Raw genomic sequence first — 25,084 nt, 5'->3', positions numbered from 1 at the left:
ATGAGCGTCTGTGAAAATTATAAAGAAGTAGAAAAACGTGTGGAAGAAGCCTGCAAAAGAGCGGGCAGAAAGCGTGAGGAGGTTACTTTAATTGCAGTAAGCAAAACAAAGCCTGTTTCTATGATAGAAGAACTCCTCCCCTTAAATGTAAGAGATTTCGGAGAAAATAAAGTACAGGAGCTTACCGCAAAGGCAGAAATACTTCCTTCTGCTCTTCATTGGCACATGATAGGACATTTACAGAGAAACAAGGTAAAATATATTGTTGATAAAGCCTGTATCATTCATTCTGTTGACTCTCTGCGCCTTGCTGAAGAAATCAGCAAGGCGGCTCAGAAAAAACAGGTTACGGCAAAAATCCTAATCGAAGTAAACGTAGCAGAGGAAGAAAGTAAATTCGGTGTACGTACATCTGAATTGCTTCCTCTTATTGAAGCAATATCACTTCTTCCCAATATTGCCATAAAAGGGCTTATGACCATTGCGCCTTATGTGGAAAATCCGGAAGAAAACAGATGGATTTTTCAAAAATTAAAAAATTTAAGTATTGACATTAAAGGAAAAAACTTTGATAATGTTACTATGGATGTCCTGAGTATGGGCATGACAGGCGATTATGAGGTTGCCATTGAAGAAGGTGCTACCCATGTCCGAGTGGGAACAGGTATCTTCGGGGAAAGAAATTATACCATATAACAGATAGGAGATTTTATAAAATGAATATTTTAGGTAAATTTATAGATGCTGTGAAAGTAAACGATGACTTCGACGATGAAGATTTTCTGGATGATTTAGATGACGATTTTGAAGATGAAAAACCGAAAAAAAGATTTTTCAAAAAATTAGACGATGACTTTGATGATGATTTTGACGATATTCCTTCCTCAAAAAGCTACAAAAAAGCAGAAAAACAGACTGCTGCAACAAAACAGCCAAAATCTGCAAAACAGACTTCCACTGCTTCCAGCAAAGTCACACCTATGTATAATGTGAAGAAACCGGCTTCCTCCAGTGAGGTTTGTGTTATCAAGCCAAAACAGTTTGATGATGCCACAGAAATCGTAGATGCACTGTTAGATAACTGCACTGTAATTTTAAATCTGGAAGGTCTGGATATCAATCTTGCCCAGCATATTATTGATTTTACTTCCGGTGCAAGTTATTCTATTCAGGGAAGTATTCGTAAGGTTTCTTCTTACATCTTCATCTTAACACCGGAAGGTGTGGATATTACCGGTGATTCTCAGGACTTACTCAACGACATCACAGGTGCTTCTATGTACGAGGGGATTTAATTTTGCCTTATGGAAAAAGAAGAATTATTTAAAAAGCGTATGTTAGAGTTAAGTAAGAAATCCTATTACAGAGGAATTCTTACTTACTCTGATTTTTTAGATTTAAATGAACAAAATATCCTTCACAGCCTTTCTTTTTCAGATACAGGAGTTCAGGTTCTGTTATTCGGAGGCTATGAAACAGCAGAGCGTCAGATGGCGGCATTCGTATCTGATGCTTTTTGTTGTAAAGAAGATTATCCTATTGCCTGTATCAAAATCTCTCCTTTAAACAGGAAATTTTCTGATACTTTAACACACCGTGATTATCTGGGCTCTATTTTAAATCTGGGAATTGAGCGATGTAAAATCGGTGACATATTAGTAGAAGAAGACGGCGCTTTTGTTTTCTGTCACACCTCTATGGTCGATTTTTTAATCGATGAGATATGCCGTATCAAACATACTCCTGTAAAAGCAGAGAGAATTACAGAAGAAAATCAGCTTCCAACTCCCAAACGAGAAGAAATTTCCGGTACGGTTGCTTCCCCTCGTCTGGACAGTGTCATCGGTCTGGCATTTCGCACATCCAGAAGCAGTATGATTTCTTATATTGAAAGCGGAAAAGTATTCATAAACGGGAAAAGCGTTGTCTCTAACGGTTATGTATTGAAAGAGGGAGATATTGTATCTGTTCGTGGAAAAGGCAAATTTCAGTTTCATTCTGTAACCAGTAAAACGAAAAAAAATCGCAGCCATGTGATTTTATATAAATATTGTTAGACAGGAGGATTTTTCAATGGAACAGGAAGTTTTACAAGTAAAAAAAGCCGGAGATTTTCATTACAATATTTTCTTTGAAAAAAGCTTTGAAAAGCTTTCAGAGAAATTAAATGCGTTAAACAAAAAAGGAAGAAAAATCTGTATTGTAACAGACAGCAACGTTGCCCCTCTGTATCTGGACGCCGTAGAAAAAGAACTTAAAAAGACAGATTTTATTTATACCTCTTATGTTCTTCCTGCCGGAGAAGCCAACAAAAACTTAAAAGAAATCGAAGGAATTTACGAGCATTTAATTGTCAATCATTTTGACAGAGGCGATTTACTGGCCGCTTTAGGCGGGGGTGTAGTAGGTGATATGACCGGTTTTACCGCAGCCACTTATCTGCGGGGCATTGATTTCGTACAAATTCCTACCACACTGCTTGCTCAGGTTGACAGCAGTATCGGAGGCAAAACAGGAGTGGATTTCGGTCAGTATAAAAATATGGTAGGCGCATTTCATCAGCCTCTTTTTGTTTATGCAAATGTACAGGTTCTCAAAACACTGCCGGAAACAGAATTTATCAGCGGAATGGGAGAAGTGGTAAAGCACGGTTTTATACGCAGCAAGGATTACAGCCAATGGCTTTTGGACCATAAACAGGAAATCACAGAAAGACAGCCTGCTATTTGTCAAGAAATGATTTACAAAAGCTGTGTTATTAAAAAGACCGTAGTTGAAAACGATCCTTTAGAGCACGGAGAACGTGCTGTTTTGAATTTCGGTCATACTATCGGACATGCAGTGGAGAAATTAAAAGATTTCTCTCTTCATCACGGGCACTGTGTTGCCATCGGATGCGCTGCGGCTGCCTACTTATCTTTGAAAAAGGGCTTCTTATCAAAAGAAGAATATATGCAAGTTCTTACAGAATTAAACGCATTTCATTTACCTGTAAAAGTAAGCGGCTTATCCTGCGAGGATATTCTCATGACTACAAAATCAGATAAAAAGATGGACAAAGGTCATATTCGTTTTATTCTTCTTCAGGGATGCGGAAATGCAGTAATTGATACCTCCCTTTCCGATGAGGATTTAACGGAAGCCATAACGGAAATATGTAAGGAAAATAAGGAGGCTGCTTTATGAGAAAAAAACAACGTATCTTCTCTTTTATCCAACTGTTTGTTGCAGTTGCATTATTGACAGGCTTTGACCAGCTTACAAAGCTTCTGGCTGTTAAAAATTTAAAGGGCAAAGCAGACATTCCTTTAATTCCCGATGTGCTATATTTTCAATATCTGGAAAACAGAGGAGCTGCCTTTGGGATTTTTCAAGACCGGAAAATCTTTCTGGTTCTTTTAACCAGCCTGATTTTAGTTGGCGTCTGCTATGTTTTATGGAAAATTCCCGCAGATAAAAAATACATTTATCTGAAATTACTGTGCTTCTTAATCACTGCCGGAGGCATCGGAAATCTGATTGACCGAGTACGGCTTGATTATGTGATTGATTTTATTTACTTTGCGCCCATTGATTTCCCTGTTTTTAATGTGGCGGATATCTACGTAAGTGTAGGTATGGTTTTCTTATTTATCGTTGTCCTATTTTATTACAAAGACGAAGATTTTGAATTTTTAAAATGGAAAAATAAAGGAGTCTGATTTATGAAACAGCTTTGTTTGCAGGTGGACTCTGCATACGCCGGAGAGAGAATTGACAAATATCTGGCTGAGGTTATGAACGATTATTCCCGCTCTTTTCTGCAAAAACAGCTTAAAGACGGAAATGTCAGCGTCAATGAAAAAACAGCCAAAGCCAGCTTAAAAGTAGCAGAAGATGATGAAGTTCGTATTTTTATTCCGGAAAATAAAGAACCGGATATTGTACCGGAGGATATCCCCCTTGATATTCTCTATGAAGACCAGCAGCTTCTGGTAGTCAATAAACCAAAGGGAATGGTGGTGCATCCCAGTGCAGGGCATTATTCCCAAACATTGGTAAATGCTTTAATGTTTCACTGTAAAGACCAGCTTTCGGGAATAAACGGGGTATTAAGACCGGGAATTGTGCATAGAATTGATATGGACACAACAGGAGCTTTAGTCGTATGTAAAACAGATTTGGCACACCAAAGTCTGGCAGAGCAGTTAAAAGTACACAGCATTACACGCCTCTATCGTGCCATTGTTCATGGACGATTAAAAGAGGACTTCGGCACAATCGAAGGAACTATCGGAAGACATCCTACCGACCGAAAAAAAATGGCAATAAACGTAAGAAACGGAAAGCCTGCAACCACTCACTACAAGGTTCTGGAGCGGTTTGACCGGTTTACTTATGTAGAATGTGAGCTGGAAACAGGCCGTACCCATCAAATCCGTGTACATATGAGCAGTATCGGGCATCCCCTTTTAGGTGATATTGTTTACGGACCGAAAAAATCTGCCCTTCCTAATTTGCAGGGGCAGACACTCCATGCTATGGTTCTTGGTTTCCTTCATCCTGTTTCTAATGAATATATGGAGTTTACTGCACCGCTTCCAGAGTATTTTGAAAAACTGCTAAAAAATTTCAGAAAATAGTCAAAAAAATATATACATTCACCAAAAAATGGATTATAATAACAGTAAGAACAAAATCAGCATTGCATAAAAGAGAGGAGTGGTGGTTATGGCAGGAAATACAGTTATAACAATCGGACGTCAATACGGAAGCGGAGGACGTGAAATCGGAATGCGTCTTGCAGAGGAATTAGGTATTAAATGCTATGACAAAGAGCTATTAAATCAAGCAGCAAAGGACAGCGGTATTTGCGAGGAATTGTTCGAGCATCATGATGAAAAGCCCACAAACAGCTTTTTATACTCCTTAGTCATGGATACATATTCCTTTGGTTATTCTTCCGCAGCTTTTGCAGATATGCCCATCAATCATAAGGTTTTTCTGGCTCAGTTTGATGCGATTAAAAAACTGGCTCAGGAAGAGTCCTGTGTTATGGTAGGTCGTTGCGCAGACTATGCTCTGTCCGATTACGAAGGCGCTTTCAGCGTATTTATTCATGCGGATTTAGATAAACGAATTCGCCGTATTGCAACAAAATATGAGCTCTCTGACTCAGCGGCAAAGGATAGAATACGTAAAACCGACAAGCAAAGAGCAAGCTATTATAATTATTACACCAGCAAGAAATGGGCAGAGGCTGCCGGATATGATTTGTGTCTGGACAGCGGTGTTTTCGGCATTGACGGCTGTGTAGAAATGATTAAAAAAATGTTGGAATTAAAGAACCGTAAAATCTGACAAAAAATAATTAAGATAAGATAAGAGGAGCTGTCTCTTTAACATTATTCAAAAATATTTATATATTTTCAGCAAATTTGTCAATCACACCTTGAAATTACAAGTTCAAAGTGAGCGCAGACTGAGCGTAAAATGTATAAATATTCGAAATATGTATTTAAAGCGACAGCTCCTCTTTATTTACTCCAGCCCGAAATCGAACTGTTTCGTATTGCCGTAAACATTCTTTCTTTTGCTCCCGGATTTTCCTTTGTAAGTGTCTTTAAAAGCTCCTTCGCATATTGCCGTTTGGTATATCCGTCTACCGGACAGGGACTTTTCTCAATATCCAACTGATATTTATTTTTAAAACCGATTACATCCGCTTCATTTACATAAAGCAGAGGACGAATAACCGTTAAATCCATACGGTCTAAATACGTTTTCGGAGAAAATGTGTGAAATCTTCCTTCGTAAATTAAAGAAAGCAGCATGGTTTCTACTACATCATCTTTGTGATGGGCGTAAGCCACCTTATTACAGCCTAAATCCTTCGCCGCATTATTCAATGCACCCTTCCTCATTTTGGCACAGAGAGAGCAGGGATTTTGTTCTTTTCTCTCCTCAAAAATAATCGGAGCAATATCTGTTTTTACAAGAGTAAAAGGAATTTCCAAGCTGTCACATAATCGTTGAATTTTGTCGGCGCAGAAGTCTTTATGCCCCAAATCAACTGTAATTGCCTCAAGCTGAAAATGCTTTGGATAAAAGCGCATCAGACCGTGAAGGGCGTAGAGCATGGTAAGGCTGTCCTTTCCTCCCGAAACCCCAATGGCAATTTTATCTCCTTCCTCTATCAGTTGAAATTCATCTACCGCCTTTCTGGTAAGGCTTAATAATTTCTGTAATGTCATAAATCTATCCTTTCAAATATCATTCTGCTTACTCAGAGAGCATAGCATAGATAATGAAAAAAAGAAAGATTTTTTCTGTGTTTGTGAACACAAAGAAGGAAATACGTGGTATAATATTTGCACGTTGTGCAAATCAAGCCAATAATATTGGCTTGCCGCCACATAAATGTGTCGGTTTATACCGGCAACCCACGGCTTGTCGAGAAAATGCTTTGCAAGCGCTTCCTCGCCTGCGTACGTGGTAATATTTGCACGTTATATAAAGAAAAGAAAGGAGGAAACGTATGAAGTTTCGTTGGAATAAAAAGTATTTATACTGGGGTACAACTGCATTTGCAGTTATTTGTGCCAGCCTTTTGTTTTATTTTATTATTTTTCGTATGGATATTTTTCTTGGGCGCATTAAGAATTTGGCAAGTATTTTAATGCCTGTTATTTGCGGTGCGATTATTGCATACCTGTTAATACCGGTAGTGAACTTTCAGGAAAGAAGAATTTATTACATTTTGGAAGAAAAGCGCCATCTAGCCTTGGATAAAAAGCATAAAAAAATTATCCGCTATATTTGTATTGCTTTTGCATTGGTTTTTGCAGGTCTTGTGATTTATTCTCTGCTTGCCATGATTATGCCAAGTATTTTGGAGAGTATTATCAGCATTATCAATGACTCCCCCCGCTATGTGCAGAATATCCGCCATTGGCTGGAGTCACTTTTAAAGGATAATCCGGAATGGCAGACTACGGTTTTTGATTACTTGAACCGTTATTCTCCCAAAATCGAAACCTTTTTAAACGTTGAAGTTCTGCCACAGATTAAGCAGCTTCTTCAGTCTTTAACCACAGGTGTATTCGGAACATTGGTTTTCATTAAAAATCTTTTAATCGGATTGATTATTTCTGTATATATGATGGCAGGAAAAGAGGCTTTTGTCACTCAGTCCAAAATGCTGGTATATGCAATTTTTGATACAGAAAACGCCAACAGCATTGTAACGGCATTCCGCTTCATCCACCGTACCTTTGGCGGATTTATCAGCGGTAAAATCGTAGACTCCATTATTATCGGTATTTTATGCTATATCGGTACCAGCATTATCGGTACGCCTTATGGACTTCTTGTCAGCGTAGTAGTAGGTGTAACCAATGTTATTCCGTTTTTCGGACCGTACCTTGGGGCAATTCCCAGCGCCTTTATTATCTTAATGGTTAATCCTATGCACTGTCTGTATTTCCTGATTTTCATTCTGCTTTTACAGCAATTTGACGGAAATATTTTAGGGCCGAAAATTCTGGGAGACTCCACGGGCTTATCCAGCTTTATGGTAATCGTAGCAATCTTGTTATTCGGCGGTCTGATGGGCATTCCGGGAATGATTATCGGTGTTCCTTTATGGGCAGTCTTTATGGCAGGAATTAAGTGCTTCCGAAACCATGAGTTAAAGAAAAAAGCAATGCCTACGGAAGAAGCTTTTTATGAGGATATTGCCTATATTAATCCGGAAACCTTAAAACCTATCCATTTTTCAGAGGAACATCCCGTTTCTGAAAAACCACAGGCTAAGGCAGAGAAAAAAGAAGCAGAAGAGGAAGAGAAGTAAATGAAACTGGTTATACAAAAAGTCAGCCATGCCTCCGTAGAAACAGAGGGAGCAAGCATCGCAGAAATTCAAAAAGGATTTTTGGTTCTGGTGGGTATCGGCAAAAACGATACCAAAGAGACCATAGACCAATACGTAAAAAAGATGGTAAATCTTCGTATTTTCACAGATGAAAACGGAAAAACAAACCTTTCCTTAAAAGACGTAAACGGAGAAATCCTTCTGGTATCACAATTTACCTTATATGCCAACTGTAAGAAGGGAAACCGCCCAAGCTTCTTTGATGCGGGAGAACCTGAAAAGGCGCAACAGCTTTATGAATATATGGTAGAAAAAGTAAAAGAATTTGTTCCCGTAGTGCAAACAGGAAAATTCGGTGCGTTAATGAAAGTTTCTTTGATTAACGAAGGACCGTTTACCATTTTATTAGATGAGAATACATTTGCATAAAAAATAAAATAATTTTTTAAAAATTTAAAAAAATGAAAAAATCAGAAGAAAAACATCTTTGAAATTGAAAACAGCAGTTTAAAAGGTGTTTTTCTTATTCGATTAGTTTAGCGGACAAATACAGATTTAACCGAAAAACTATGGACTTTTCACAGAAACCATGTTAAACTACTCTTGAAAATCATATTTTGGGAGGTACTTTATGGCAAAGCCAATTACATATCGTGAACAAGAAAAAATTGAAAATACTGTAAAGCTTCGTGAATTTTTAACAGAGCTTCCTCCTTATGTCAAGGATTATTTCCGTGCTAAAGAACCCACGACCTCAGACAAAACCCGTTTGTCATACGCTTATGATTTACGTGTTTTTTTCCGTTTTTTACAAGAAACAAATCCTTCTTTAAAGGAAAAATCTCTGTCTGAAATCTCCATTCAGGATTTATCCCTGCTTGAGCCTGTGGACTTTGAAGAATTTCAGGAATATCTAAAGGCTTATCAATCTGCGGACAATAAATTAGAAACCAATTCCCGTACCGGAATTGCCAGAAAAATGTCTTGCCTTCGCAGCTTTTATGATTATCTGTGTAAACGCCAATTATTGACATCAAATCCCGTACGCCTTGTAGATATGCCGAAAATCAAAGAAAAAGCCATTATCCAGCTGGACCCTGATGAAGTTGCCAATCTTCTGGACTATATCGAAAATTATGGAAAACAATTATCCGGTGTAAAGCTTTATCACTATAATAAACAAAAATACCGTGACATTGCCATTGTCACTCTTCTATTAGGAACAGGTGTTCGTGTATCCGAATTAGTGGGCTTAAACATTGGTGATATTGATTTTAAAAATAACGGCATCCGTATTCTTCGAAAAGGCGGCAATGAAATGATTGTATATTTTGGCGCTGAAGTGGAGCAAGCTTTAAAGGATTATCTGGAAATTTCCAGAAACAGCATTACTCCCCTCTCCGGCCATGAGGATGCGCTCTTTCTCTCCGGTCAGAGAAAACGTATCAGCGTAGACGCCGTAGAAAAAATGGTAAAAAAATATGCTTCTGCTGTTTCGGTAAAAACCATTACACCCCACAAATTGCGAAGCACCTACGGCACTGCCCTCTATCGGGAAACCGGTGATATTTATCTGGTTGCAGACGTTTTAGGACACTCTGACGTCAATACTACAAAGAAACACTATGCCAAATTAAGCGATGAGCGCCGCAGGTCTGCTTCCAAGGCTGTTGTTTTAAGAGAAAAATTAGAAGATTGATATTGTCAGATATTTTTCTGAGCCGGATTGTTCAATAAGTTTCCACGATAATCAAACCGTGAGCCATGACAGGGGCAATCCCAGCTTAATTCTGCTGCATTCCATTCCAGCTGGCACCCCAAATGAGGACATCGGATATCCACGGCATAAATTTTGCCCTCCATGTCCTTATAAACGCCGGCTTTTTTACCTTTGTACAGCACCACTCCTGCCTGTCCCGGCAAGATATCTTCGACTTCCTTTCCCGGTATAAAAAGCACACGTTTTCCCAGTCCTTTTATGGAATGTCCTGTTTCTGCCAAAAGCGCAGGTAAATTGCCCAAAGAAAATCTGGAAGGCGAAAAAACGTCTTTGTAAAAGACCTCCTGTCCGCAAATCAAATCACGGAAAATAAGCGCCGCCACCATAGCAGTTGTCATTCCCCACTTTTGAAATCCGGTGGCAACATACCAATCCGGATTTTCTTTGGAATACTGCCCTATATAGGGGATTTTGTCTAATGTCATGCAGTCCTGCGCTGACCAATGGTAAATTTCCTGACTGTTTGGAAACCATTTCTCTGCTGCCTTTCGCAGCGCTTCATAGCTCCCTGCATTTTTCCCTGTGCGATGTCCCATTCCTCCCAGCAGCAAATATTCCCCATAATTACGGAAAGAATAATCTCCCTTTTCTGCCCCCATATACATACCGTTTACCTGTGACGCATCTTTTAGAGCAAGCACATAAGAACGTTCCTGATGTATTCTTGCAAAATACATTCCGGGAAAATTCACAAAAGGAAAATGACAGGCAAAAATAATTTTTTCTGCCTGCACACTTCCCTGTTTTGTTATAAGCTTATTCCCTTCTACCCTTTCCACTTCTGTATTCTCATAAACCTTCACTTTTTCACTGATGGCTTTTAAAAACTTCAGTGGATGAAATTGTGCCTGATTTTGAAACTCCACTGCGCCCCATACAGGAAAAGGCAATGGAAGCTCCTCTTTAGCAAGCGCCGCAGGAAGCCCTAAAAGGCAGGCTGCCTTTGCCTCTGCTTCCAGTTCTTTTCGGCTTTTGGAATAAATATAAGAATTTTTATATTCGAAATCGCAGTCTATCTGCAAATCTGTAATGATATTCTGATATTCACGGATTGCCGTTTCATTTGCCAGCGCATACTGCTGCGCTTTTTCTTTGCCATATTGTTTTAACAAAGAATGATAAATCAACCCATGCTGGGACGTAACCTTTGCTGTTGTATTCTGCGTCTGCCCGCTTCCTATTTTCTTTGCCTCCAAAACCACGACATCTTTTCCTTCTCTTTGCAGATAATAAGCAGCTAAAATTCCCGTCATTCCCGCGCCTATCACTGCAACCTCTGTTTCTATATTCTCATCTAAAGGTTTTCGTTCTTCTATTTCACAGGTTTCTCTCCAAATTGATTTCATAAACTACTCCTATACGCCGCAGTGCATTCTCTGCACAGCGTTTTTATTGCACAGGACACCATTTCCCATACAATAAATAATATGTCATACAGGCAGCTTTCTTATTCATAAGGACACAGCACAATAATTTTCTGCGGTGTAGTCTGTGGAGGAATACTTTTCGTTGCAGCAGTGTAATACACCAAAAGCTCCATGTTTATAGGCGCACAGGCATATCTCTGACCATTAATGGTAGAAATATTTGTCATAGGACTTAAATTCAGCTTTAAAGACTGCCCCTGCGCTTCTAAGTTTTCATCAAAATAAGCCAGCATAACCTCTTGATTTTGCCTGAGCGCCGTAATCAGCTCCGCCTGATACTGGGGAGGAAAAATGGCGGGCGCAGGCAAGCTTGTGTCATAAAAAGCGGCAATCCTCATTCCCGGTCTTAAACGTACATTGTGAATAACTGTGGTATCTCCTGTGAGAATAAAATTGATTGTTTCGTTTTCCTTATTTTCAACTTTTAGGGAAATCACCATGGTACAGCAGGAATTTCCATGCGTGATACGCTCAATAATTCCGACTACTTTTTCATAATTACTATAATCCATAAAAAAATCCTTTTTTCTTTATTCTATGACAGAAGCCTTAAAGGGTTCACCCTGCTGCCAACGCATTTGCGCTATGTCCCAGTTTATGACTTTAAACCAATTATCAATATAATCCCCTCTTAAATTATAATGCTTCAAATAATAGGCATGCTCCCACACGTCAATACAAAGTACAGGAGACATTTTATTCAAGCATGGAACGTCTTGATTTGCAGTTGTAATAATCCGAAACATTCCTCTTTCCCATACCAGCCACGCATATCCCGAACCAAATACAGACAATGCCGTCTGCTTAAAAATTTTCTGAAATGCTTCAAAGCTCTGAAACTGGCTTTCAATTTCCTCATACAGTGGATTGTGCGGGACTTTCTTTGGAGGCTGAAGACCTTCAAAATAAAACCTGTGATTATATACGCCTCCGCTGTTTTTCCCAATATCACCGGGCATTTGTGTCAGTTCCTCCAACGTACATGCTTGCAGCTTTGGCTCTTTGGTAAGGAGTTTATTCAGTTTATCAATATAGGCTTGTAAATGCTTCTCATGGTGCAAATACATTGTTGTGGCATCAATATAAGGCTCTAATGCCTGATAATCATACGGCAAAGGTGTGTTTATAAAAGGATATTGATTGTTATTCATAGCAATTCTTTCTATTATCGAATTATGGATATTCTATGCGAAATTCCAAGAAAAGTTACATTTGTTCCGCTTTTATCATAATTTGAGTAATATAATCTTCCTCTTTTGATACAGAAAAATCATTCATCCCCCACTCATAGGCAAAGCCTGTCAAGCGCAGGTTCTCTTTGTTTGCATAAGTAAATATTTTCTCATAAAGCTTCGGCAAATTATTCCAGCTCCCTTTCAAATAGGCACACAAATAAGTACCCTTTGGTTTTATCAGCACGCCCTCTTTGGGAACTTTCCCAAAAGCCGGCGTAAAAAGCCCGTCATACTCCTGAAATTCTCCTTTTTCTGCCTTTTCCACAGAAAGATAGCTTCCTATTCCCATGCGGCACTGCTCTATTCCCCATACCTCTTTTACATGAGCAAATGCTTCCTCTAAAAACTCTTCTTCAAAATTATAAGGTGTAGTCAGATATTGCTCCTCCTCGCACTCCGTTAAAAAAATTTCTCCTCCCTTTAATTGCTCGCAGCTTTCTGTTTGACTTTTCATTTCAGAAAGAATATGTCTGGTTTTTATGAGTTTTTCCATCTGCCTGTCAATTTCGCTGATTTTTGCATCTGCTAATTGCAGAAAATCCTTTGAATTTGGATACTCTATATATTTCTTGATTTCTTCCATGCTCATATTCAATTCTTTTAGCATCCGAATATATTCAAATTCCATACTCTGTGAGGTTTCATAATAACGATATTGATTTTCCCCTTTTTTAGCAGGAGAAAACAAACCAATACTGTCATAATAATGCAGCGTTCTTTTATTTACGTCATGAAGCTTGGCAAATTCTGCCGTGGTAAGCAATTTCGTACTTTTTTTCATTCTTTTTTTAATCTCCTATTGACTCTACACTAACTGTATACTTTATTATACAGTACAGCAAAGAAAAAAACAAAAAACTTTATGGAAACAGGAAGGATGATGAAAATGGAATTTAGAGAATTCAGAAAAGAAGACATCCCTGCATTGGAAGGGATTATTCGCCAAACTTGGAATTATGATAAATTTGCCAGTCCAAAAACAGCCCAAAAGCTTGCCAGAGTATTTCTGAGCAGTTGTCTTGCCAATCAAACCTTTTCTCAGGTAGCTGTGGAAAACGGCAAACCTGTGGGAATTATTCTTGGAAAAAATATTGCCGTTCATAAATGCCCTATTTCATACAGATGGAAACAAATTTGTTCTCTCATCTCCCTTTACCTGACAAAAGAAGGGCGAAATGCCTCCGAAATTTTTGGCAGTGTAAATGGTATTGATAAGGAATTACTTGCCACATGCAGACCTTATCCCGCAGAGCTGGCGCTTTTCGTCATTAGTCCTGACTGCCGGGGGAAAGGCGTGGGGAAACAATTATACCAGCGATTTCTCCAATATCTTAAGAAGGAGCATTTAGACAGCTTTTATCTCTATACCGATACCAGCTGCAACTACGGTTTTTATGAACATCAGGGAATGGTACGAAGATGTGAAAAAGAGCATATTTTTACTGTTAATCAGCAGCGCTCAAAAATGACATTTTTTATTTATGATTGTGAAATCTAAAAAGGCTGCCGCAGGAAGTCTCCTCTAAGCAGGGAGGCTTCCTACCGAAAATTATTTTATATTAACTTATCCAACTCAAATAATAGTTTTGATTTCATTTCTTCTAATTCCTTATGAGAAGGGCGATTACTGTCATCGTACATTTTTTCCATTGGATACCACCAAACAGGACCTTTCCCGTTGTTCCCATAATTCTCGATATCGCCTGCTTTTCTCGGAAACAAATGCCAATGAAGATGTGTATCTCCATTACCCAGCAATTCATAATTTATTTTATCTGCTTTAAATGCTTTTGAAACTGCTTCTGCAACAACAGACATTTCTTCTAAAAATTTCATTTTTGTTGAAAAATCTAAGTCGAATAATTCTGTTTTATGAACTTTACTGAGAAATAATGTATAGCCTTTAAAATGCTGATTATCTCCTATAACAACATATCCCGTTGATAATTCTTTCACAAAATAAGGATTAACACCATCCTTAATCATTTTAATTCTATCACAGATGATACACATATTTATTCACCTCGTTAAATTCAAAATTCACTACACTACAAATTGGGTTTATTTTCAGCACCCCCATTCGCAAGCGATGTTCTTCCTTTTCCCAATGCAGACAAAGCAGCAATGAATTGTTTTTTCTCTGTCCAATTAACACCATCTCTGCACTGTATATATCCTTTTGCCATATCTTCATTACAATATGGACATTTCATATATGCACCTCCAAATCATAATTTACTGCACTACAAACTGGGATTTATCACTCTGGTAATTCCATTTCATCATTCTTTTTTACAAATCCATACTTTTCATACAATGGTCGCCCCATATCAGTTGCTTCTAATGAAATAGCTGTAATCCCCTTGCCTTTAGTATCTCTAATCAGCATATCTAATGTTTTATAAGCAATTCCCAGTCTTCTATATTCAGGATTAGTATACATATTCATGATATAAGCCTTGTTTCCACTTGGATTGTGGTAAGTCGGCATTACTTGAAAGAAACTAACACCACCAGCCCCTACAAAATGATTTTCATCAAAAGCCAAATATGCAATATGAGAGCCATCACAAAGCGCTTTTTGATAATAATTATAAGATTGTCTTTCAACTTCACTCATATCAGTATCGGCAGAAAGTTTATTAGCTGCTCTTAACACCTCTATTCTTGTTTCTGTCAATATATCTATATCTTCAAGCGTTGCTCTCTTATATGTTAAATTCATATCTTGTTCTCTCCCACAACTTCTAATTTATACTTCTCTTTCAAAAATAATTTGATAACAAACAGGAGTATTAACCCCTGATTTCTCGTTGATTGGCGTAACAATTTGTTTCAATCGCCAGCCGCATTCTGCTTCTGAAATTATTACTTTTTTACATTCTTCAAATGTAATGCCTGCTAAACCCATTTGTTTCTTTACTTCAACAAATTTGTATTCATATTTTTTCATAACCTTGCACCTCCACAATTTCCTCTTTTCTTGTTACCGGATGCTATCAGTTCAAAACAGAAAGAACCGCAGATATCATACAAATAATAATTACACCACCACAAAATACTAATATAACTTTCTTTAGTTTTTTATTCCCGTTAAACATCTTATCTATATCTTCTGAAAACAGTGCTACAATAACCCCCACAATGACTGGAGCTAAATATTTCCACATCGTATTTCACCTTCTTACGACTTCTAAATTTGTCTATTATTATTTTTTAGTATACCATAAGAAAATTGAATAGTCATTATTTTCCTGTTATCTGTCAGAATATTTTTTTATCTTTGCCTTACCGTTCTTCTTGCCATGGTAGTAAATTAGTAATAAATTTCTAAAATAGATTTATTTCCTTTCCAAAAAGCTTTATAATAGGATAGAAAAAAGAAAGGAGTTTTAAATTATGAATACATCAGAAGTTATTCGTGCACGCAGAAGCATTCGAAAGTATAAAGAAAATTTTGCTATTCCTCAAAAAGATATTGAAACCATGTTGGAAGCTGCCATGATGGCGCCCAGCGCCTGCAACACAAGACCATGGGAATTTGTTGTAGTTGAAAATCCCAAGATAAAAGAACAGATTATTGAAATCAGCCCTCATACTTCCATGTTACACACTGCCAGCCTTGCCATTGTAGTATGTGGAAGACCTGACTTGCAGGAAAATATTTGCAATGCTTTTTGGCCGCAGGATTGCGGAGCTGCCATTGAAAATCTGCTCCTTCAGGCAACGGATTTAGGATACGGCACTTGCTGGTGCGGATTTTATCCTGTAATGGATAGAGTAGAAAAATTACAGAAGCTGCTTCAGGTTACAAGTATCCCTCTGGCTGTGGTTGCTGTGGGGAAACCGGAGCAAAATCCGGATGCACGAGGATTTTTTGAGCCTTCCAAGGTTACCTATTTAAAATAAACGAGACGATAAAGGCAGGTATTTCACATGCACCATTTTTTTCTCACGGGAACTTCCGGTATAGGGAAATCCACCCTTCTTATGGAGGTTTTACAGGAAATGGAATTTCCTATATCCGGTTTTTTTGCTCAAAGACAGCTTCTTCCCGATGGTACTACCGGAGGCTTTCGTCTTCTTCCCTGGAGCAGCAAACATCCTCTTACTGCCACATATCAGGCAGAAGCATCCGATTTGTTCATAAAAAAATCGGACACAGGCTGGCAAAAAGATTTACATGTTTTTCAGACAACTGCAATTACACTGTTAAATGAAAAGACACCGTTAAAATGTCTGGACGAAATTGGAGGAACAGAGCTTCTCGTTCCCGAATTTTTAAATGCTCTCTACGCTTTGCTAGAAAGCGATGTCTGCTGTGTAGGTGTCATAAAAAGTCCTCAAAATCTGACTTCTATGATGACAAGAGTTGAAATGAAAAAGCAGGAAGCCATAAAGCTTCAAGAGCTGCACAAGGATATGACACAGCAGTTTCACAGCGTCATTGTAGAATTGACAGCGTTTAATCGGGAAGAAGTAAAGCTTGCCTTAAAAAATTTTATAAAAACTGAGGTTTGCACATGAAAAAGAAAAAACAAAAGCATTGGATTTTATGGTTCACTCTGTTATTTTTTGTTTGCTTTTTTTCTTCTTTTCTTCTGGGACGCTATCCCATTTCCCCTTTGGAATTGGTAAAAATTCTGCTTTCCAAAATTTTTCCGATTTCACCTACTTGGGAAGCTCAGTTGGAAACGGTTCTTTTTCAGATACGACTTCCCAGAGTATTTATGGCAGTGCTGATAGGCGGAGGCTTGTCCTGCGCCGGAGCGGTATATCAGGGAATGTTTCAAAATCCTCTGGTATCTCCCGATGTGCTTGGGGTTTCTTCCGGAACAGGCTTTGGCGCTGCTTTAGGACTTTTATTAGGCTTTAGCTATCAGGCAGTTTCAGCCACCGCACTTTTCTTTGGGCTTTTGGCAGTGCTTGTTGTTTATTTGATTAGCCGAAGAGTAAAAAGCAATCCCACCCTTGCTCTGGTATTGGCAGGCATTTTAATCAGCTCCCTGTTTTCCTCCTCTATTTCTTTGGTGAAGCTGGTGGCTGATACAGATAATGTTCTGCCTGTCATTACTTACTGGCTGATGGGAAGCCTTGCATCCATTCGTCCCGACGATGTTCTTTTTGCAGCGCCTTTGATTATTTTGGGACTTATTCCCCTCTATCTTTTCCGCTGGCAGATGAATATTGCCACCTTAGGTGATGAGGAAGCAAGATGTATGGGCGTTTCTATTCAAAAAGTGAGGTTTCTTGTTATCTTCTGTGCTACGCTCATTACCGCAGCAGCAGTATCCGTAAGCGGCATGATTGGCTGGATTGGACTGATTATTCCTCATATCGGAAGAATTTTGGTAGGAAACGATTATCAGAAGCTTTTGCCTGCTTCTTTCCTGTTAGGAGGAAGCTTCCTTGTGGTAACCGATAATTGTGCCAGACTTTTATCTACCAATGAAATTCCTATTGGAATTTTAACTGCCTTTGTAGGTGTGCCTATCTTTTTGTATCTGATTTTGAAGAAAGAAAGTAATTTTTAAGAGGTGATGATTTGAATTTATCCGTACATTCTCTATATTTTTCCTACCAAGCAGCTCCCTTGTTAAGAGACCTTGATTTTTCTCTTGATACAGGAAGCTTTGTGTGTGTATTGGGAAAAAACGGTGCCGGAAAAAGCACCTTGTTTCAATGTATTTTAAATCTGCAAAAAAATTATACAGGAATGATTTCTCTTGACGGACAGAATGTAAAAGCTTTAAAGGAAAAAGAGCTGGCAAAATCCATTGCCTATATTCCCCAGCTGCATAAGCAGAGCTTTCCTTTTTCCGTATTTGATACGGTTCTCATGGGAACTGCTGCCAGCCTTTCTCCCTTTTCCACACCAAAGGAGGCGCAAAAAGAAGCTGCCATGGAGGCGCTTCACCTTATGGGTATGGAAAAATACGCTTCCCGCTCTTTTTCCCATTTAAGCGGCGGGGAACAACAAATGGTTTTGATTGCCAGAGCCCTTGCTCAAAAAGCGCCAATCCTCATTATGGATGAGCCATGCTCAAATTTGGACTATGGAAATCAAATCCGTCTTTTAAAGAAGTTAAAACAGCTTTCTGCACTTGGATATCTTGTTCTGCTTTCCACTCATAATCCGGAACATGCTTTTCTTTTTGCAGACAAGGTGCTTGTTTTACATAATGGAACTGCTATGACACCGGGAAAACCGCAGGAAGTACTCACAGCCTCTCTATTAGAAGAAATATACAATATTCCCATACAGCTTTATACTTCTTCTGATGTTCCGCAGCCTGTGTGCATTCCGAAAATCTGATTTTAAAATTTATACTTATGGAGGAATTTATGAAAAAGAAACTATTTACTATTTTATTGTCTGTATCACTGCTTTTTAGTCTTACCGGCTGTGCAAAAGAAGAACCTGCAAAAGAGCCGGTAAAAGAAGTGCAGACACAAGAAAACACCGAAACAGAAGAAACACGTACCTTTACTGACTCTGTCGGAAGAACCGTAACCATTCCAAAGGAATTGAAAAAAATTGCGCCCTCCGGTCCTGTGGCGCAGTTGGTCTTATATACCGCAGCGCCGGATTTGCTCTGTGGTCTTGCCAGAGAATTTCCCGAAACAGCAAAAGGATATATTGACGACAGTTATTATTTCCTCCCTGTTTTCGGTCAGTTTTACGGGAAAAATGCCAATCTGAATATGGAAGCTCTTTTGGCAGCTTCTCCTGAGCTTGTCATTGATATCGGAGAACCAAAGGAAAATATAGGAGAAGAGCTAGACTCTTTAAGTGAACAGCTTGGTATTCCTGTTGTCTTTATTGAAGCCACTCTGCCTACCATGGAAAGCGCTTATACAAAGCTGGGCGAATTACTGGGCAATACAAAAGAATGTGAAGAGCTTGCAGAATATTGCAAGGAACTTTTAGAAGATACCTCCAAAAAGGCAGCCTCCATACCGGAGGATGAAAAAAAAGCCATTTATCTGGCTTCCGGAAATGAAGGCTTAAATACCAATGCTTCCGGCTCTATTCACGGAGATATTGTGGAACAAATCGGCGCTGTGAATGCTGCAAGAGTTGACGCAGCCTCTACGGGCGGCGGAAGTGAAGTTTCCTTAGAGCAGATTTTCCTTTGGAACCCTGACATTGTTTTGGCAGACACAAAAGAACTTTATGAAAAGCTTTTAAAGGACCCTGCATGGCAGGATTTAGAAGCTGTAAAGAATAATCAGGTTTATCAAATTCCCGATATTCCATACAGCTATATCAACAATCCTCCTTCTGTTAATCGTTTTATCGGTATTCCGTGGCTTGGAAGCATTGTCTATCCGGAAGTCTATACCGAAGACATACGAAAAGAAGTAACTGAATTTTATCAGCTCTTTTACCATATCGAATTGACAGAAGAACAGCTTGACGAAATTCTTTAAATTCCGTTTTTCTCACAGATATCTGCCAGACAGCAGCTCTCACAATGAGGTGTTGTTCTGGCAGTGCATATTTCCCGGCCATGGTATACAAGGCGGTGGCAGAAATCGCTTCCTTCTTCGGGAGGAATGATTTTCCATAATTCCATTTCTACCTTTTTCGGCTCTTTGATATTTTCTACCAATCCGATACGGTTTACAAGGCGAATACAATGCGTATCGGTTACAATGGCGGGTTTTCCGAACACATCCCCCATAATCAGGTTTGCGCTCTTTCTTCCCACTCCCGGAAGCTTTAAAAGAGCCTGAAAATCATCCGGTACTTTCCCTTGATATTCCTCTTTTAAAATCTTCATACAGGCACAAATATCTCTTGCTTTACTTTTTCCCAAACCACAGGGACGTACAATTTTCTCTACTTCTTCTACGGGCGCTTCTGCCAGAGCATTCACATCGGGATATTTTGCATATAAATCCTCAACAACTACATTTACTCTGGCATCGGTACACTGTGCAGCCAAACGCACACTGACCAGCAATTTCCACGCATCGTCATAATCCAGTGTGCAGCCGGCATCCGGATATTCCTTTCGCAAACGTTCAATGACTTCTAACGCTTTTTCCTGCTTTGTCATGTTCTTTCTCCTTAGTTTTTCTTGCTGTCCAAATGGTTAATCATACTGGCTAAATATCCTGCGCCAAAACCATTGTCAATATTTACCACGCTGATGCCGCTGGCACAGGAGTTCAGCATGGACAGCAGCGCTGATAAACCGCCGAAATTCGCTCCGTATCCCACACTGGTAGGCACTGCGATTACCGGACAGTCTGCCATGCCTCCGATAACGCTTGCCAGCGCTCCCTCCATACCGGCAATGGCTACAATCACTCTTGCGCTCATGATTTCCTCTACATGGTCCATCAGACGGTGCATGCCCGCTACTCCCACATCATAGAGGCGTATTACCTCATTTCCGTATATTTCTGCGGTAAGCGCAGCCTCCTCAGCCACAGGCATATCGCTGGTTCCCCCTGTGGCAATGACGATTTTCCCTGCTCCGTCCGGCGTTGGAATTTTTCCAATTCTTCCGGTACGTGACATCTCGTCATATTTTAAATCTAAATACTGCTTCACATAATCAGCTGCTTCCTGACTCATTCTGGTAATCAGCACTGTTTTTTCTTGTTCTGTGAGCATTGCCTGTGCAATTTTTAAAATCTGTTCTTTTGTCTTCCCTGCGCCGTAAATCACCTCTGCCATTCCCTGACGAATACCCCTGTGCGTATCCAGCTTTGCAAATCCCATATCTTTATACGGCTCTGTTTTAATCTGAAGCAATGCTTCCTCCGGTTTCACGCCTCCGTTGGCTACCTGTTCCAGCAGTGTCTGCAACTGTTTCTTATCCATTTTCTTCGGTCCTTTCTGCGGTGTCATAATTTTCCAGAAAATGATGTTTTACCCCATTTTCCTTATATGCAATCACAGTGCTTAAATTTACATTTTCTACACTTTTAAAAATATTTCCTTCGATAAAAGGATTGATTTCCTTTAGCTCTTTAATTAGTCCTTTGATTTCCATACGCTTTGAGCCTGTGCTTCCGTCTTCTCTGCAAGTGGTACAGGTATCTGTAAAACGGCAGGCACATTGAATAAAGTGTAAATCGTTGTAGTCTCGCCAATGCTTAATATCATCTTCACGGATTAAATACATAGGGCGAATAAGCTCCATGCCCTCAAAATTTGTGCTGTGAAGCTTTGGCATCATGGTCTGGATTTGTGCTCCGTAAAGCATTCCCATGAGAATGGTTTCAATCACATCGTCATAGTGGTGTCCCAGAGCAATTTTATTACAGCCCAGCTCTTTTGCTTTACTGTACAGATAACCTCTGCGCATACGAGCACACAGATAGCAGGGGGATTTCTCAATCTCATACACCGTTTCAAAAATGTTTGTCTCAAAAATTGTAATGGGAATATTTAAAAGCCGCGCATTTTCTTCAATTACTTTTCGGTTGGTTTCGTTATATCCCGGATCCATTACCAGAAAAATCACATCAAAATTTACTTTTCGGTGCTTTTGCAGCTCCTGAAACAGCTTTGCCATAAGCATAGAGTCTTTTCCGCCGGAAATGCACACGGCAATCTTATCTCCCTCTTTTACAAGCTCATATTCATTAATGGCTTTTGTAAAACGGCTGAAAATCGTTTTATGAAATTTCTTTCTAATGCTTTTTTCAATTTCCGGATATCGCTCCTCTGTGGAAAAGCTGTCTAAAAGCCATGCCCCATATCCACCTGCAAGATGTGCGACATCATACCCTTTTTCTTCCAATTCCTCTGCTGCCTCATAGCTTAAAATTCCTTTGGCGCAGTATAAAATTATCTTTTTGTCGTTTGGCAGAAGCTCCGGCTTCTCCCGAAGCCTTGACAGAGGAATATTCACTGCATTGGGAATAAAACCGTGGGCAAAGGCTGCTTCTTCCCGAATATCTACCAGCAGATATTCCTCTTTGTTTAAGTTTTTTAAATCCTGTATCTTTATTTCTAATGTGTTGTTCATCTTATAATCTCCACTCTATAAACTGGTGAAAGTAAAATTCACACCAGTTTATATTGTACTGGAAGAGAAAAAACTTGTCAACGAAAGATGAACTACTCCAAAGCTCCTTTTATTTCCTTTTTTCTCTTTAAAATCCGCTCATTTCGACTGCCAAAGGCTTCTGCTCTTCCTTTTAGCAACACAGCTCTTCCCTCCGGTGTTCTGGTATATACCAGATGATATTTGCCTAAATGAGAAGACATAACCTTCTGAAAGAAGAGAGCCTCCTGCTTTGTCTTAGAAAAAACAGAGGGCACACAATAATATTTCGTCATAGCTCCCAATGCCTGCGGCGCATACAAAAGGTAACGCTGATTATCCACTGCTGCCAAAAATTCTTCCATACACTGAGCAAACAGCTCTTTCTCTCTTGTTGTTCCGCCCTTTAAAAACACCTGATAATCCACACCGTTTTCTCCATACACACTGACTTTACAGGAAGACGTAATATTTTGAGACTCTGCAAGAGCCGCTTTCATTCCCTCTGCCATTTCTCGCAAACGCTTTAAAGGACCGGAAAAATGCACAAGCCGCCACACGCCCCAGAGAAAAATTCCGGCTGCTGCCACGGTAAAAATAAAATCTGTAATGCCCTGCTGCCCATAGCTTCTGCGAAAAGCGCCCCGTATCATGCCCTGACTCATTCGAATTGCAACACTTAACGCAATCATACCCAAAGCATTGAAAAAAGAAGCGCTGGGATTTAAAAGCTTTTTCTTCATTTTACAGGTTTCTACGGCTTCCATATTTCCCTGAATATGAACTGCCTGCTGCCACTGGGCTTTTAATTCTTCCCGCATACACGCCCGCAGCTTCATGTCTTCATTGATTTCCATAAGATGTCGGTAAGTATAAGGAGGAGTAATGGTATTTAAACGCTCCATACCGTTTTCAATCACCGTTCCGTCATAACTCACTCCTAAAAATCCCATCATCCTTCTTTGCAGTGTACGGAAATCTTCTGTCACTTCGCAGGACTCCTTCGTATCTGTCATACAGACCAAATGCCAAATATTACTGGTTTTGTCAGGATTATCCTTACTTGCACGGATAGCCCTTCCCCGCATCTGATTACCCAACACATAAGAACCCACAGAGCTTGCCATAATCAAAGCATTGATACAGGGAGAGTCCCAGCCTTCTCCCAACAGTGATTTTGTTCCGATTAAAATTTCGATTTCTCCTTTTTCAAAAAGCATGGTAATCATCTGTGTGCACAAATGGGTATTTTCCGTAAGCAAAATCTCACTGTAACCCAAACATTCTCCATTTTCATTTAACAATGCTTTTGAAGGAAGTTTTTCTATACCAAAAGAACAGGAAATGCGTTTCAGAGCAGCCAGCGCTGTATCCGGAATATAAATCAGACTTCCGCATAAAACACCTAACTTCCAATCCGGATTCTCCCTTCTCAGCATCTCAAAAATAGGCAGAACACCCAGACTGTCCGGCAGGAAATTGGGCTTTCCTAATTTTCTTGCATATTCCTTTTTAATATAATCTGTCAAAATCAAAAGTCGTAACTGATTACCCACAGAAGAATATTCCAGCTTACAAATTTCAGAAATACTTTTTAATTTTCCCGCACTGTTCATCAAAGTTTTTTCCAGCTTTTGATTTACGAAAAAAGCAACCTTCTTTCTCTCTATCAAGCCATGAGCTTTTAATTGCCGAATAAGCTCCTCCCGATATTCCTCCTGACACACAAACTCCGATACATCATCATATAAAAAGCCCTGTAACAAAATTTCCATCCACTTTTCAGACATAGGCGGAAGCTCTTTGACATTTAAAATTTTCAGCCATCTGCGGGCATAAGGAATATTCTGCTCCTGACAATAAATCAGCAAAGAAGATAAATATGCAGGATTTTCCAGCAGCTTTTCCAAATATCCCTGTACGTCTTCTAACCCTTTGTGAGATGCCACAGCTTCCTTTAAACGTGCATCTCCCATGAGTTTCTGCATCATTTGAGCTGCCTTTTGTCGGAAAAAGTCTACCTTTTCCTGTTCTTCCCCTGTGGGATAATTAAAATACACAAAATCCTGATGAGGGCAAAGACTGTTCTCCTTTACCAGCTCAGGAACTGTAATTTCTTCGTCCACAGGTCCGCACATGTTACAGTAACGTTCCCATTGCACCGGCGTTGCATCATAAGGAGGTGTTGCCGTCAGGGAGATTACCGTAACCTCCCCCATTTCCTTCATAAAATCTTCTAACGCCTTCCACCATTCGTTTTTCAGATGGTGACATTCATCTAAGCATATAACTTTTATCCCTGCTTCTTTCACTGTTCTGAGAAGCTCAAAATGAGAAAAATCCATAGCTTCCTGATTTTCTGTTTCCTCTTCCTCAGTCATTCCGGCATAGCGTGTCATGCCGCAAAATAAAGTCTGATAGGTAATCGAAGTAATGAGCTTTGGATTTTTCATGTCATTGGAAAGAATATCTTCGGGCGAAAGCCGCTCATTTAAGAAGCCGTCTTTTATTCTTTCCAACCACTGCTCCCGAATAACAATTCTCGGTGAAAGGATAAGACAGGGCTTTTGTGTCCGCCTGATAAGTTCAATGCCTAAGGTTGTCTTGCCTGCGCCGGGAGCGGCTACAATATGTATTTTTTTGTCGGAGAGATAAGCATCCGAGAAATTCAAGACACGCTCCTGATACCTTCTCCATGTGCCTTTAAAAGATAGAATGTTATCATATAAATTCATATATTTAATCCTTTCCGGTGGGGGTTATAAATTGCTTATATAATC

30 protein-coding genes are annotated in these 25,084 nt (G+C 39.4%); 16 read left to right on the top strand and 14 right to left on the bottom strand.

Going from position 1 to position 25,084, the window contains the following annotated elements; all coding sequences use genetic code 11:
- From CGC63_RS07190 to CGC63_RS07160, 7 genes are all read left to right on the top strand, one after another.
- The gene (locus CGC63_RS07190; protein WP_004221863.1) at positions 1 to 696 is read left to right on the top strand and encodes a YggS family pyridoxal phosphate-dependent enzyme; all 696 of its coding nucleotides are present in this window, start codon (positions 1 to 3) and stop codon (positions 694 to 696) included.
- A gap of 20 nt (positions 697 to 716) precedes the next feature.
- Positions 717 to 1,295 carry a cell division protein SepF gene (locus tag CGC63_RS07185; RefSeq protein ID WP_004221864.1) on the top strand — a complete coding sequence of 193 codons (579 nt, stop codon included), beginning with the start codon at positions 717 to 719 and terminating at the stop codon, positions 1,293 to 1,295.
- Between the two features lie 9 nt (positions 1,296 to 1,304).
- Positions 1,305 to 2,057: a YlmH family RNA-binding protein gene (locus CGC63_RS07180; protein ID WP_004221865.1), complete on the top strand. Its 753-nt coding sequence runs from the start codon at positions 1,305 to 1,307 to the stop codon at positions 2,055 to 2,057.
- 16 nt (positions 2,058 to 2,073) lie between these two features.
- Positions 2,074 to 3,186 carry a 3-dehydroquinate synthase gene (aroB, locus tag CGC63_RS07175; RefSeq protein ID WP_004221869.1) on the top strand — a complete coding sequence of 371 codons (1,113 nt, stop codon included), beginning with the start codon at positions 2,074 to 2,076 and terminating at the stop codon, positions 3,184 to 3,186.
- A complete protein-coding gene (gene lspA / locus CGC63_RS07170) occupies positions 3,183 to 3,701 on the top strand; it encodes a signal peptidase II (RefSeq protein ID WP_004221871.1) in 519 nt (172 codons plus the stop codon). Before aroB ends, lspA begins: the two co-directional genes overlap by 4 nt.
- 3 nt (positions 3,702 to 3,704) lie before the next feature.
- Positions 3,705 to 4,622: an RluA family pseudouridine synthase gene (locus CGC63_RS07165; protein ID WP_004221872.1), complete on the top strand. Its 918-nt coding sequence runs from the start codon at positions 3,705 to 3,707 to the stop codon at positions 4,620 to 4,622.
- 88 nt (positions 4,623 to 4,710) lie between these two features.
- Positions 4,711 to 5,340: a cytidylate kinase-like family protein gene (locus tag CGC63_RS07160; protein WP_004221878.1), complete on the top strand. Its 630-nt coding sequence runs from the start codon at positions 4,711 to 4,713 to the stop codon at positions 5,338 to 5,340.
- Between the two features lie 176 nt (positions 5,341 to 5,516).
- On the opposite strand, the gene CGC63_RS07155 is transcribed toward CGC63_RS07160, so the two are convergent.
- Positions 5,517 to 6,233, bottom strand: coding sequence for a tRNA lysidine(34) synthetase (locus CGC63_RS07155; protein ID WP_004221879.1), 717 nt, complete (start codon positions 6,231 to 6,233; stop codon positions 5,517 to 5,519).
- 284 nt (positions 6,234 to 6,517) lie between these two features.
- On the opposite strand from CGC63_RS07155, the gene CGC63_RS07150 reads away from it, so the two are divergent.
- From CGC63_RS07150 to CGC63_RS07140, 3 genes are all read left to right on the top strand, one after another.
- A complete protein-coding gene (locus CGC63_RS07150) occupies positions 6,518 to 7,831 on the top strand; it encodes an AI-2E family transporter (protein ID WP_004221882.1) in 1,314 nt (437 codons plus the stop codon).
- The gene (gene dtd / locus CGC63_RS07145; protein WP_004221883.1) at positions 7,832 to 8,281 is read left to right on the top strand and encodes a D-aminoacyl-tRNA deacylase; all 450 of its coding nucleotides are present in this window, start codon (positions 7,832 to 7,834) and stop codon (positions 8,279 to 8,281) included. It begins immediately after the preceding gene.
- 202 nt (positions 8,282 to 8,483) lie between these two features.
- The gene (locus tag CGC63_RS07140) at positions 8,484 to 9,551 is read left to right on the top strand and encodes a tyrosine-type recombinase/integrase (RefSeq protein WP_004221886.1); all 1,068 of its coding nucleotides are present in this window, start codon (positions 8,484 to 8,486) and stop codon (positions 9,549 to 9,551) included.
- Between the two features lie 5 nt (positions 9,552 to 9,556).
- Here the strand turns inward: CGC63_RS07140 and CGC63_RS07135 are convergent, their stop codons facing one another.
- The 4 genes from CGC63_RS07135 to CGC63_RS07120 form a co-directional block, all read right to left on the bottom strand.
- The gene (locus CGC63_RS07135) at positions 9,557 to 10,978 is read right to left on the bottom strand and encodes an FAD-dependent oxidoreductase (RefSeq protein ID WP_004221888.1); all 1,422 of its coding nucleotides are present in this window, start codon (positions 10,976 to 10,978) and stop codon (positions 9,557 to 9,559) included.
- 101 nt (positions 10,979 to 11,079) lie between these two features.
- The gene (locus CGC63_RS07130; RefSeq protein WP_004221890.1) at positions 11,080 to 11,571 is read right to left on the bottom strand and encodes a hypothetical protein; all 492 of its coding nucleotides are present in this window, start codon (positions 11,569 to 11,571) and stop codon (positions 11,080 to 11,082) included.
- A gap of 18 nt (positions 11,572 to 11,589) precedes the next feature.
- On the bottom strand, positions 11,590 to 12,210 hold the full coding sequence (locus CGC63_RS07125) for a superoxide dismutase (protein ID WP_004221892.1): 621 nt from the start codon (positions 12,208 to 12,210) through the stop codon (positions 11,590 to 11,592).
- Between the two features lie 55 nt (positions 12,211 to 12,265).
- Positions 12,266 to 13,075, bottom strand: a complete 810-nt coding sequence (locus CGC63_RS07120) for a MerR family transcriptional regulator (protein ID WP_004221894.1) — start codon at positions 13,073 to 13,075, stop codon at positions 12,266 to 12,268.
- 81 nt (positions 13,076 to 13,156) lie between these two features.
- On the opposite strand from CGC63_RS07120, the gene CGC63_RS07115 reads away from it, so the two are divergent.
- On the top strand, positions 13,157 to 13,792 hold the full coding sequence (locus CGC63_RS07115) for a GNAT family N-acetyltransferase (protein ID WP_004221896.1): 636 nt from the start codon (positions 13,157 to 13,159) through the stop codon (positions 13,790 to 13,792).
- Positions 13,793 to 13,848: 56 nt separating this feature from the next.
- Here CGC63_RS07115 and CGC63_RS07110 read toward each other — a convergent pair whose 3' ends face one another.
- Genes CGC63_RS07110 through CGC63_RS07095 form a run of 5 tightly spaced genes read right to left on the bottom strand, consistent with a single transcriptional unit; the run spans position 13,849 to position 15,464 of the window.
- Entirely contained in the window at positions 13,849 to 14,307 is a 459-nt protein-coding gene (locus CGC63_RS07110; RefSeq protein WP_040351040.1) for an HIT family protein, read from the bottom strand.
- A gap of 35 nt (positions 14,308 to 14,342) precedes the next feature.
- Positions 14,343 to 14,507 (bottom strand): PF20097 family protein, encoded by a 165-nt coding sequence (locus CGC63_RS15265; RefSeq protein WP_004221904.1) that lies wholly within the window; start codon positions 14,505 to 14,507, stop codon positions 14,343 to 14,345.
- 47 nt (positions 14,508 to 14,554) lie between these two features.
- On the bottom strand, positions 14,555 to 15,019 hold the full coding sequence (locus tag CGC63_RS07105; RefSeq protein ID WP_004221908.1) for a GNAT family N-acetyltransferase: 465 nt from the start codon (positions 15,017 to 15,019) through the stop codon (positions 14,555 to 14,557).
- A 27-nt stretch (positions 15,020 to 15,046) separates the two neighbouring features.
- Positions 15,047 to 15,247, bottom strand: coding sequence for a DUF4177 domain-containing protein (locus tag CGC63_RS07100; protein WP_004221912.1), 201 nt, complete (start codon positions 15,245 to 15,247; stop codon positions 15,047 to 15,049).
- A gap of 46 nt (positions 15,248 to 15,293) precedes the next feature.
- Positions 15,294 to 15,464, bottom strand: coding sequence for a hypothetical protein (locus CGC63_RS07095; RefSeq protein WP_004221914.1), 171 nt, complete (start codon positions 15,462 to 15,464; stop codon positions 15,294 to 15,296).
- A 229-nt stretch (positions 15,465 to 15,693) separates the two neighbouring features.
- Between CGC63_RS07095 and CGC63_RS07090 the strand changes: the two genes are divergently transcribed.
- From CGC63_RS07090 to CGC63_RS07070, 5 genes are read left to right on the top strand one after another with little or no spacing between them, the layout of a single operon-like run.
- Complete coding sequence (locus CGC63_RS07090; RefSeq protein WP_004221917.1) at positions 15,694 to 16,203, top strand: nitroreductase family protein; 510 nt, start codon at positions 15,694 to 15,696, stop codon at positions 16,201 to 16,203.
- 27 nt (positions 16,204 to 16,230) lie between these two features.
- Positions 16,231 to 16,821 carry a nucleoside-triphosphatase gene (locus CGC63_RS07085; protein ID WP_004221918.1) on the top strand — a complete coding sequence of 197 codons (591 nt, stop codon included), beginning with the start codon at positions 16,231 to 16,233 and terminating at the stop codon, positions 16,819 to 16,821.
- Positions 16,818 to 17,828: a FecCD family ABC transporter permease gene (locus CGC63_RS07080; RefSeq protein WP_004221920.1), complete on the top strand. Its 1,011-nt coding sequence runs from the start codon at positions 16,818 to 16,820 to the stop codon at positions 17,826 to 17,828. Before CGC63_RS07085 ends, CGC63_RS07080 begins: the two co-directional genes overlap by 4 nt.
- An 11-nt stretch (positions 17,829 to 17,839) precedes the next feature.
- A complete protein-coding gene (locus CGC63_RS07075) occupies positions 17,840 to 18,610 on the top strand; it encodes an ABC transporter ATP-binding protein (protein ID WP_009247355.1) in 771 nt (256 codons plus the stop codon).
- A gap of 29 nt (positions 18,611 to 18,639) precedes the next feature.
- Complete coding sequence (locus CGC63_RS07070; protein ID WP_022239142.1) at positions 18,640 to 19,728, top strand: ABC transporter substrate-binding protein; 1,089 nt, start codon at positions 18,640 to 18,642, stop codon at positions 19,726 to 19,728.
- Here the strand turns inward: CGC63_RS07070 and CGC63_RS07065 are convergent.
- The 4 genes from CGC63_RS07065 to CGC63_RS07050 form a co-directional block, all read right to left on the bottom strand.
- Entirely contained in the window at positions 19,725 to 20,360 is a 636-nt protein-coding gene (locus CGC63_RS07065) for an endonuclease III domain-containing protein (protein ID WP_004221927.1), read from the bottom strand. The two genes, CGC63_RS07070 and CGC63_RS07065, sit on opposite strands and share 4 nt — an antisense overlap.
- A gap of 11 nt (positions 20,361 to 20,371) precedes the next feature.
- A complete protein-coding gene (larB, locus tag CGC63_RS07060; RefSeq protein ID WP_330399138.1) occupies positions 20,372 to 21,160 on the bottom strand; it encodes a nickel pincer cofactor biosynthesis protein LarB in 789 nt (262 codons plus the stop codon).
- The gene (locus CGC63_RS07055) at positions 21,126 to 22,286 is read right to left on the bottom strand and encodes a rhodanese-like domain-containing protein (protein WP_004221933.1); all 1,161 of its coding nucleotides are present in this window, start codon (positions 22,284 to 22,286) and stop codon (positions 21,126 to 21,128) included. Before CGC63_RS07055 ends, larB begins: the two co-directional genes overlap by 35 nt.
- Before the next feature lie 92 nt (positions 22,287 to 22,378).
- Entirely contained in the window at positions 22,379 to 25,039 is a 2,661-nt protein-coding gene (locus tag CGC63_RS07050) for a DEAD/DEAH box helicase family protein (RefSeq protein WP_004221935.1), read from the bottom strand.
- Positions 25,040 to 25,084 lie beyond the last annotated feature (45 nt).

This window comes from Blautia hansenii DSM 20583 (assembly GCF_002222595.2).
In the GTDB taxonomy this organism is placed as follows: domain Bacteria; phylum Bacillota; class Clostridia; order Lachnospirales; family Lachnospiraceae; genus Blautia; species Blautia hansenii.
This window is presented reverse-complemented; position numbering and strand designations above follow the sequence as displayed.

Excerpts from the sequence above, each read along its gene's own strand:
- CGC63_RS07190 (WP_004221863.1), top strand. The coding sequence starts at position 1 with ATGAGCGTCTGTGAAAATTATAAAGAAGTAGAAAAACGTGTGGAAGAA.
- CGC63_RS07185 (WP_004221864.1), top strand. The coding sequence starts at position 717 with ATGAATATTTTAGGTAAATTTATAGATGCTGTGAAAGTAAACGATGAC.
- CGC63_RS07180 (WP_004221865.1), top strand. The coding sequence starts at position 1,305 with ATGGAAAAAGAAGAATTATTTAAAAAGCGTATGTTAGAGTTAAGTAAG.
- aroB (WP_004221869.1), top strand. The coding sequence starts at position 2,074 with ATGGAACAGGAAGTTTTACAAGTAAAAAAAGCCGGAGATTTTCATTAC.
- lspA (WP_004221871.1), top strand. The coding sequence starts at position 3,183 with ATGAGAAAAAAACAACGTATCTTCTCTTTTATCCAACTGTTTGTTGCA.
- CGC63_RS07165 (WP_004221872.1), top strand. The coding sequence starts at position 3,705 with ATGAAACAGCTTTGTTTGCAGGTGGACTCTGCATACGCCGGAGAGAGA.
- CGC63_RS07160 (WP_004221878.1), top strand. The coding sequence starts at position 4,711 with ATGGCAGGAAATACAGTTATAACAATCGGACGTCAATACGGAAGCGGA.
- CGC63_RS07155 (WP_004221879.1), bottom strand. The coding sequence starts at position 6,233 with ATGACATTACAGAAATTATTAAGCCTTACCAGAAAGGCGGTAGATGAA.
- CGC63_RS07150 (WP_004221882.1), top strand. The coding sequence starts at position 6,518 with ATGAAGTTTCGTTGGAATAAAAAGTATTTATACTGGGGTACAACTGCA.
- dtd (WP_004221883.1), top strand. The coding sequence starts at position 7,832 with ATGAAACTGGTTATACAAAAAGTCAGCCATGCCTCCGTAGAAACAGAG.
- CGC63_RS07140 (WP_004221886.1), top strand. The coding sequence starts at position 8,484 with ATGGCAAAGCCAATTACATATCGTGAACAAGAAAAAATTGAAAATACT.
- CGC63_RS07135 (WP_004221888.1), bottom strand. The coding sequence starts at position 10,978 with ATGAAATCAATTTGGAGAGAAACCTGTGAAATAGAAGAACGAAAACCT.
- CGC63_RS07130 (WP_004221890.1), bottom strand. The coding sequence starts at position 11,571 with ATGGATTATAGTAATTATGAAAAAGTAGTCGGAATTATTGAGCGTATC.
- CGC63_RS07125 (WP_004221892.1), bottom strand. The coding sequence starts at position 12,210 with ATGAATAACAATCAATATCCTTTTATAAACACACCTTTGCCGTATGAT.
- CGC63_RS07120 (WP_004221894.1), bottom strand. The coding sequence starts at position 13,075 with ATGAAAAAAAGTACGAAATTGCTTACCACGGCAGAATTTGCCAAGCTT.
- CGC63_RS07115 (WP_004221896.1), top strand. The coding sequence starts at position 13,157 with ATGGAAACAGGAAGGATGATGAAAATGGAATTTAGAGAATTCAGAAAA.
- CGC63_RS07110 (WP_040351040.1), bottom strand. The coding sequence starts at position 14,307 with ATGTGTATCATCTGTGATAGAATTAAAATGATTAAGGATGGTGTTAAT.
- CGC63_RS15265 (WP_004221904.1), bottom strand. The coding sequence starts at position 14,507 with ATGAAATGTCCATATTGTAATGAAGATATGGCAAAAGGATATATACAG.
- CGC63_RS07105 (WP_004221908.1), bottom strand. The coding sequence starts at position 15,019 with ATGAATTTAACATATAAGAGAGCAACGCTTGAAGATATAGATATATTG.
- CGC63_RS07100 (WP_004221912.1), bottom strand. The coding sequence starts at position 15,247 with ATGAAAAAATATGAATACAAATTTGTTGAAGTAAAGAAACAAATGGGT.
- CGC63_RS07095 (WP_004221914.1), bottom strand. The coding sequence starts at position 15,464 with ATGTGGAAATATTTAGCTCCAGTCATTGTGGGGGTTATTGTAGCACTG.
- CGC63_RS07090 (WP_004221917.1), top strand. The coding sequence starts at position 15,694 with ATGAATACATCAGAAGTTATTCGTGCACGCAGAAGCATTCGAAAGTAT.
- CGC63_RS07085 (WP_004221918.1), top strand. The coding sequence starts at position 16,231 with ATGCACCATTTTTTTCTCACGGGAACTTCCGGTATAGGGAAATCCACC.
- CGC63_RS07080 (WP_004221920.1), top strand. The coding sequence starts at position 16,818 with ATGAAAAAGAAAAAACAAAAGCATTGGATTTTATGGTTCACTCTGTTA.
- CGC63_RS07070 (WP_022239142.1), top strand. The coding sequence starts at position 18,640 with ATGAAAAAGAAACTATTTACTATTTTATTGTCTGTATCACTGCTTTTT.
- CGC63_RS07065 (WP_004221927.1), bottom strand. The coding sequence starts at position 20,360 with ATGACAAAGCAGGAAAAAGCGTTAGAAGTCATTGAACGTTTGCGAAAG.
- larB (WP_330399138.1), bottom strand. The coding sequence starts at position 21,160 with ATGACACCGCAGAAAGGACCGAAGAAAATGGATAAGAAACAGTTGCAG.
- CGC63_RS07055 (WP_004221933.1), bottom strand. The coding sequence starts at position 22,286 with ATGAACAACACATTAGAAATAAAGATACAGGATTTAAAAAACTTAAAC.
- CGC63_RS07050 (WP_004221935.1), bottom strand. The coding sequence starts at position 25,039 with ATGAATTTATATGATAACATTCTATCTTTTAAAGGCACATGGAGAAGG.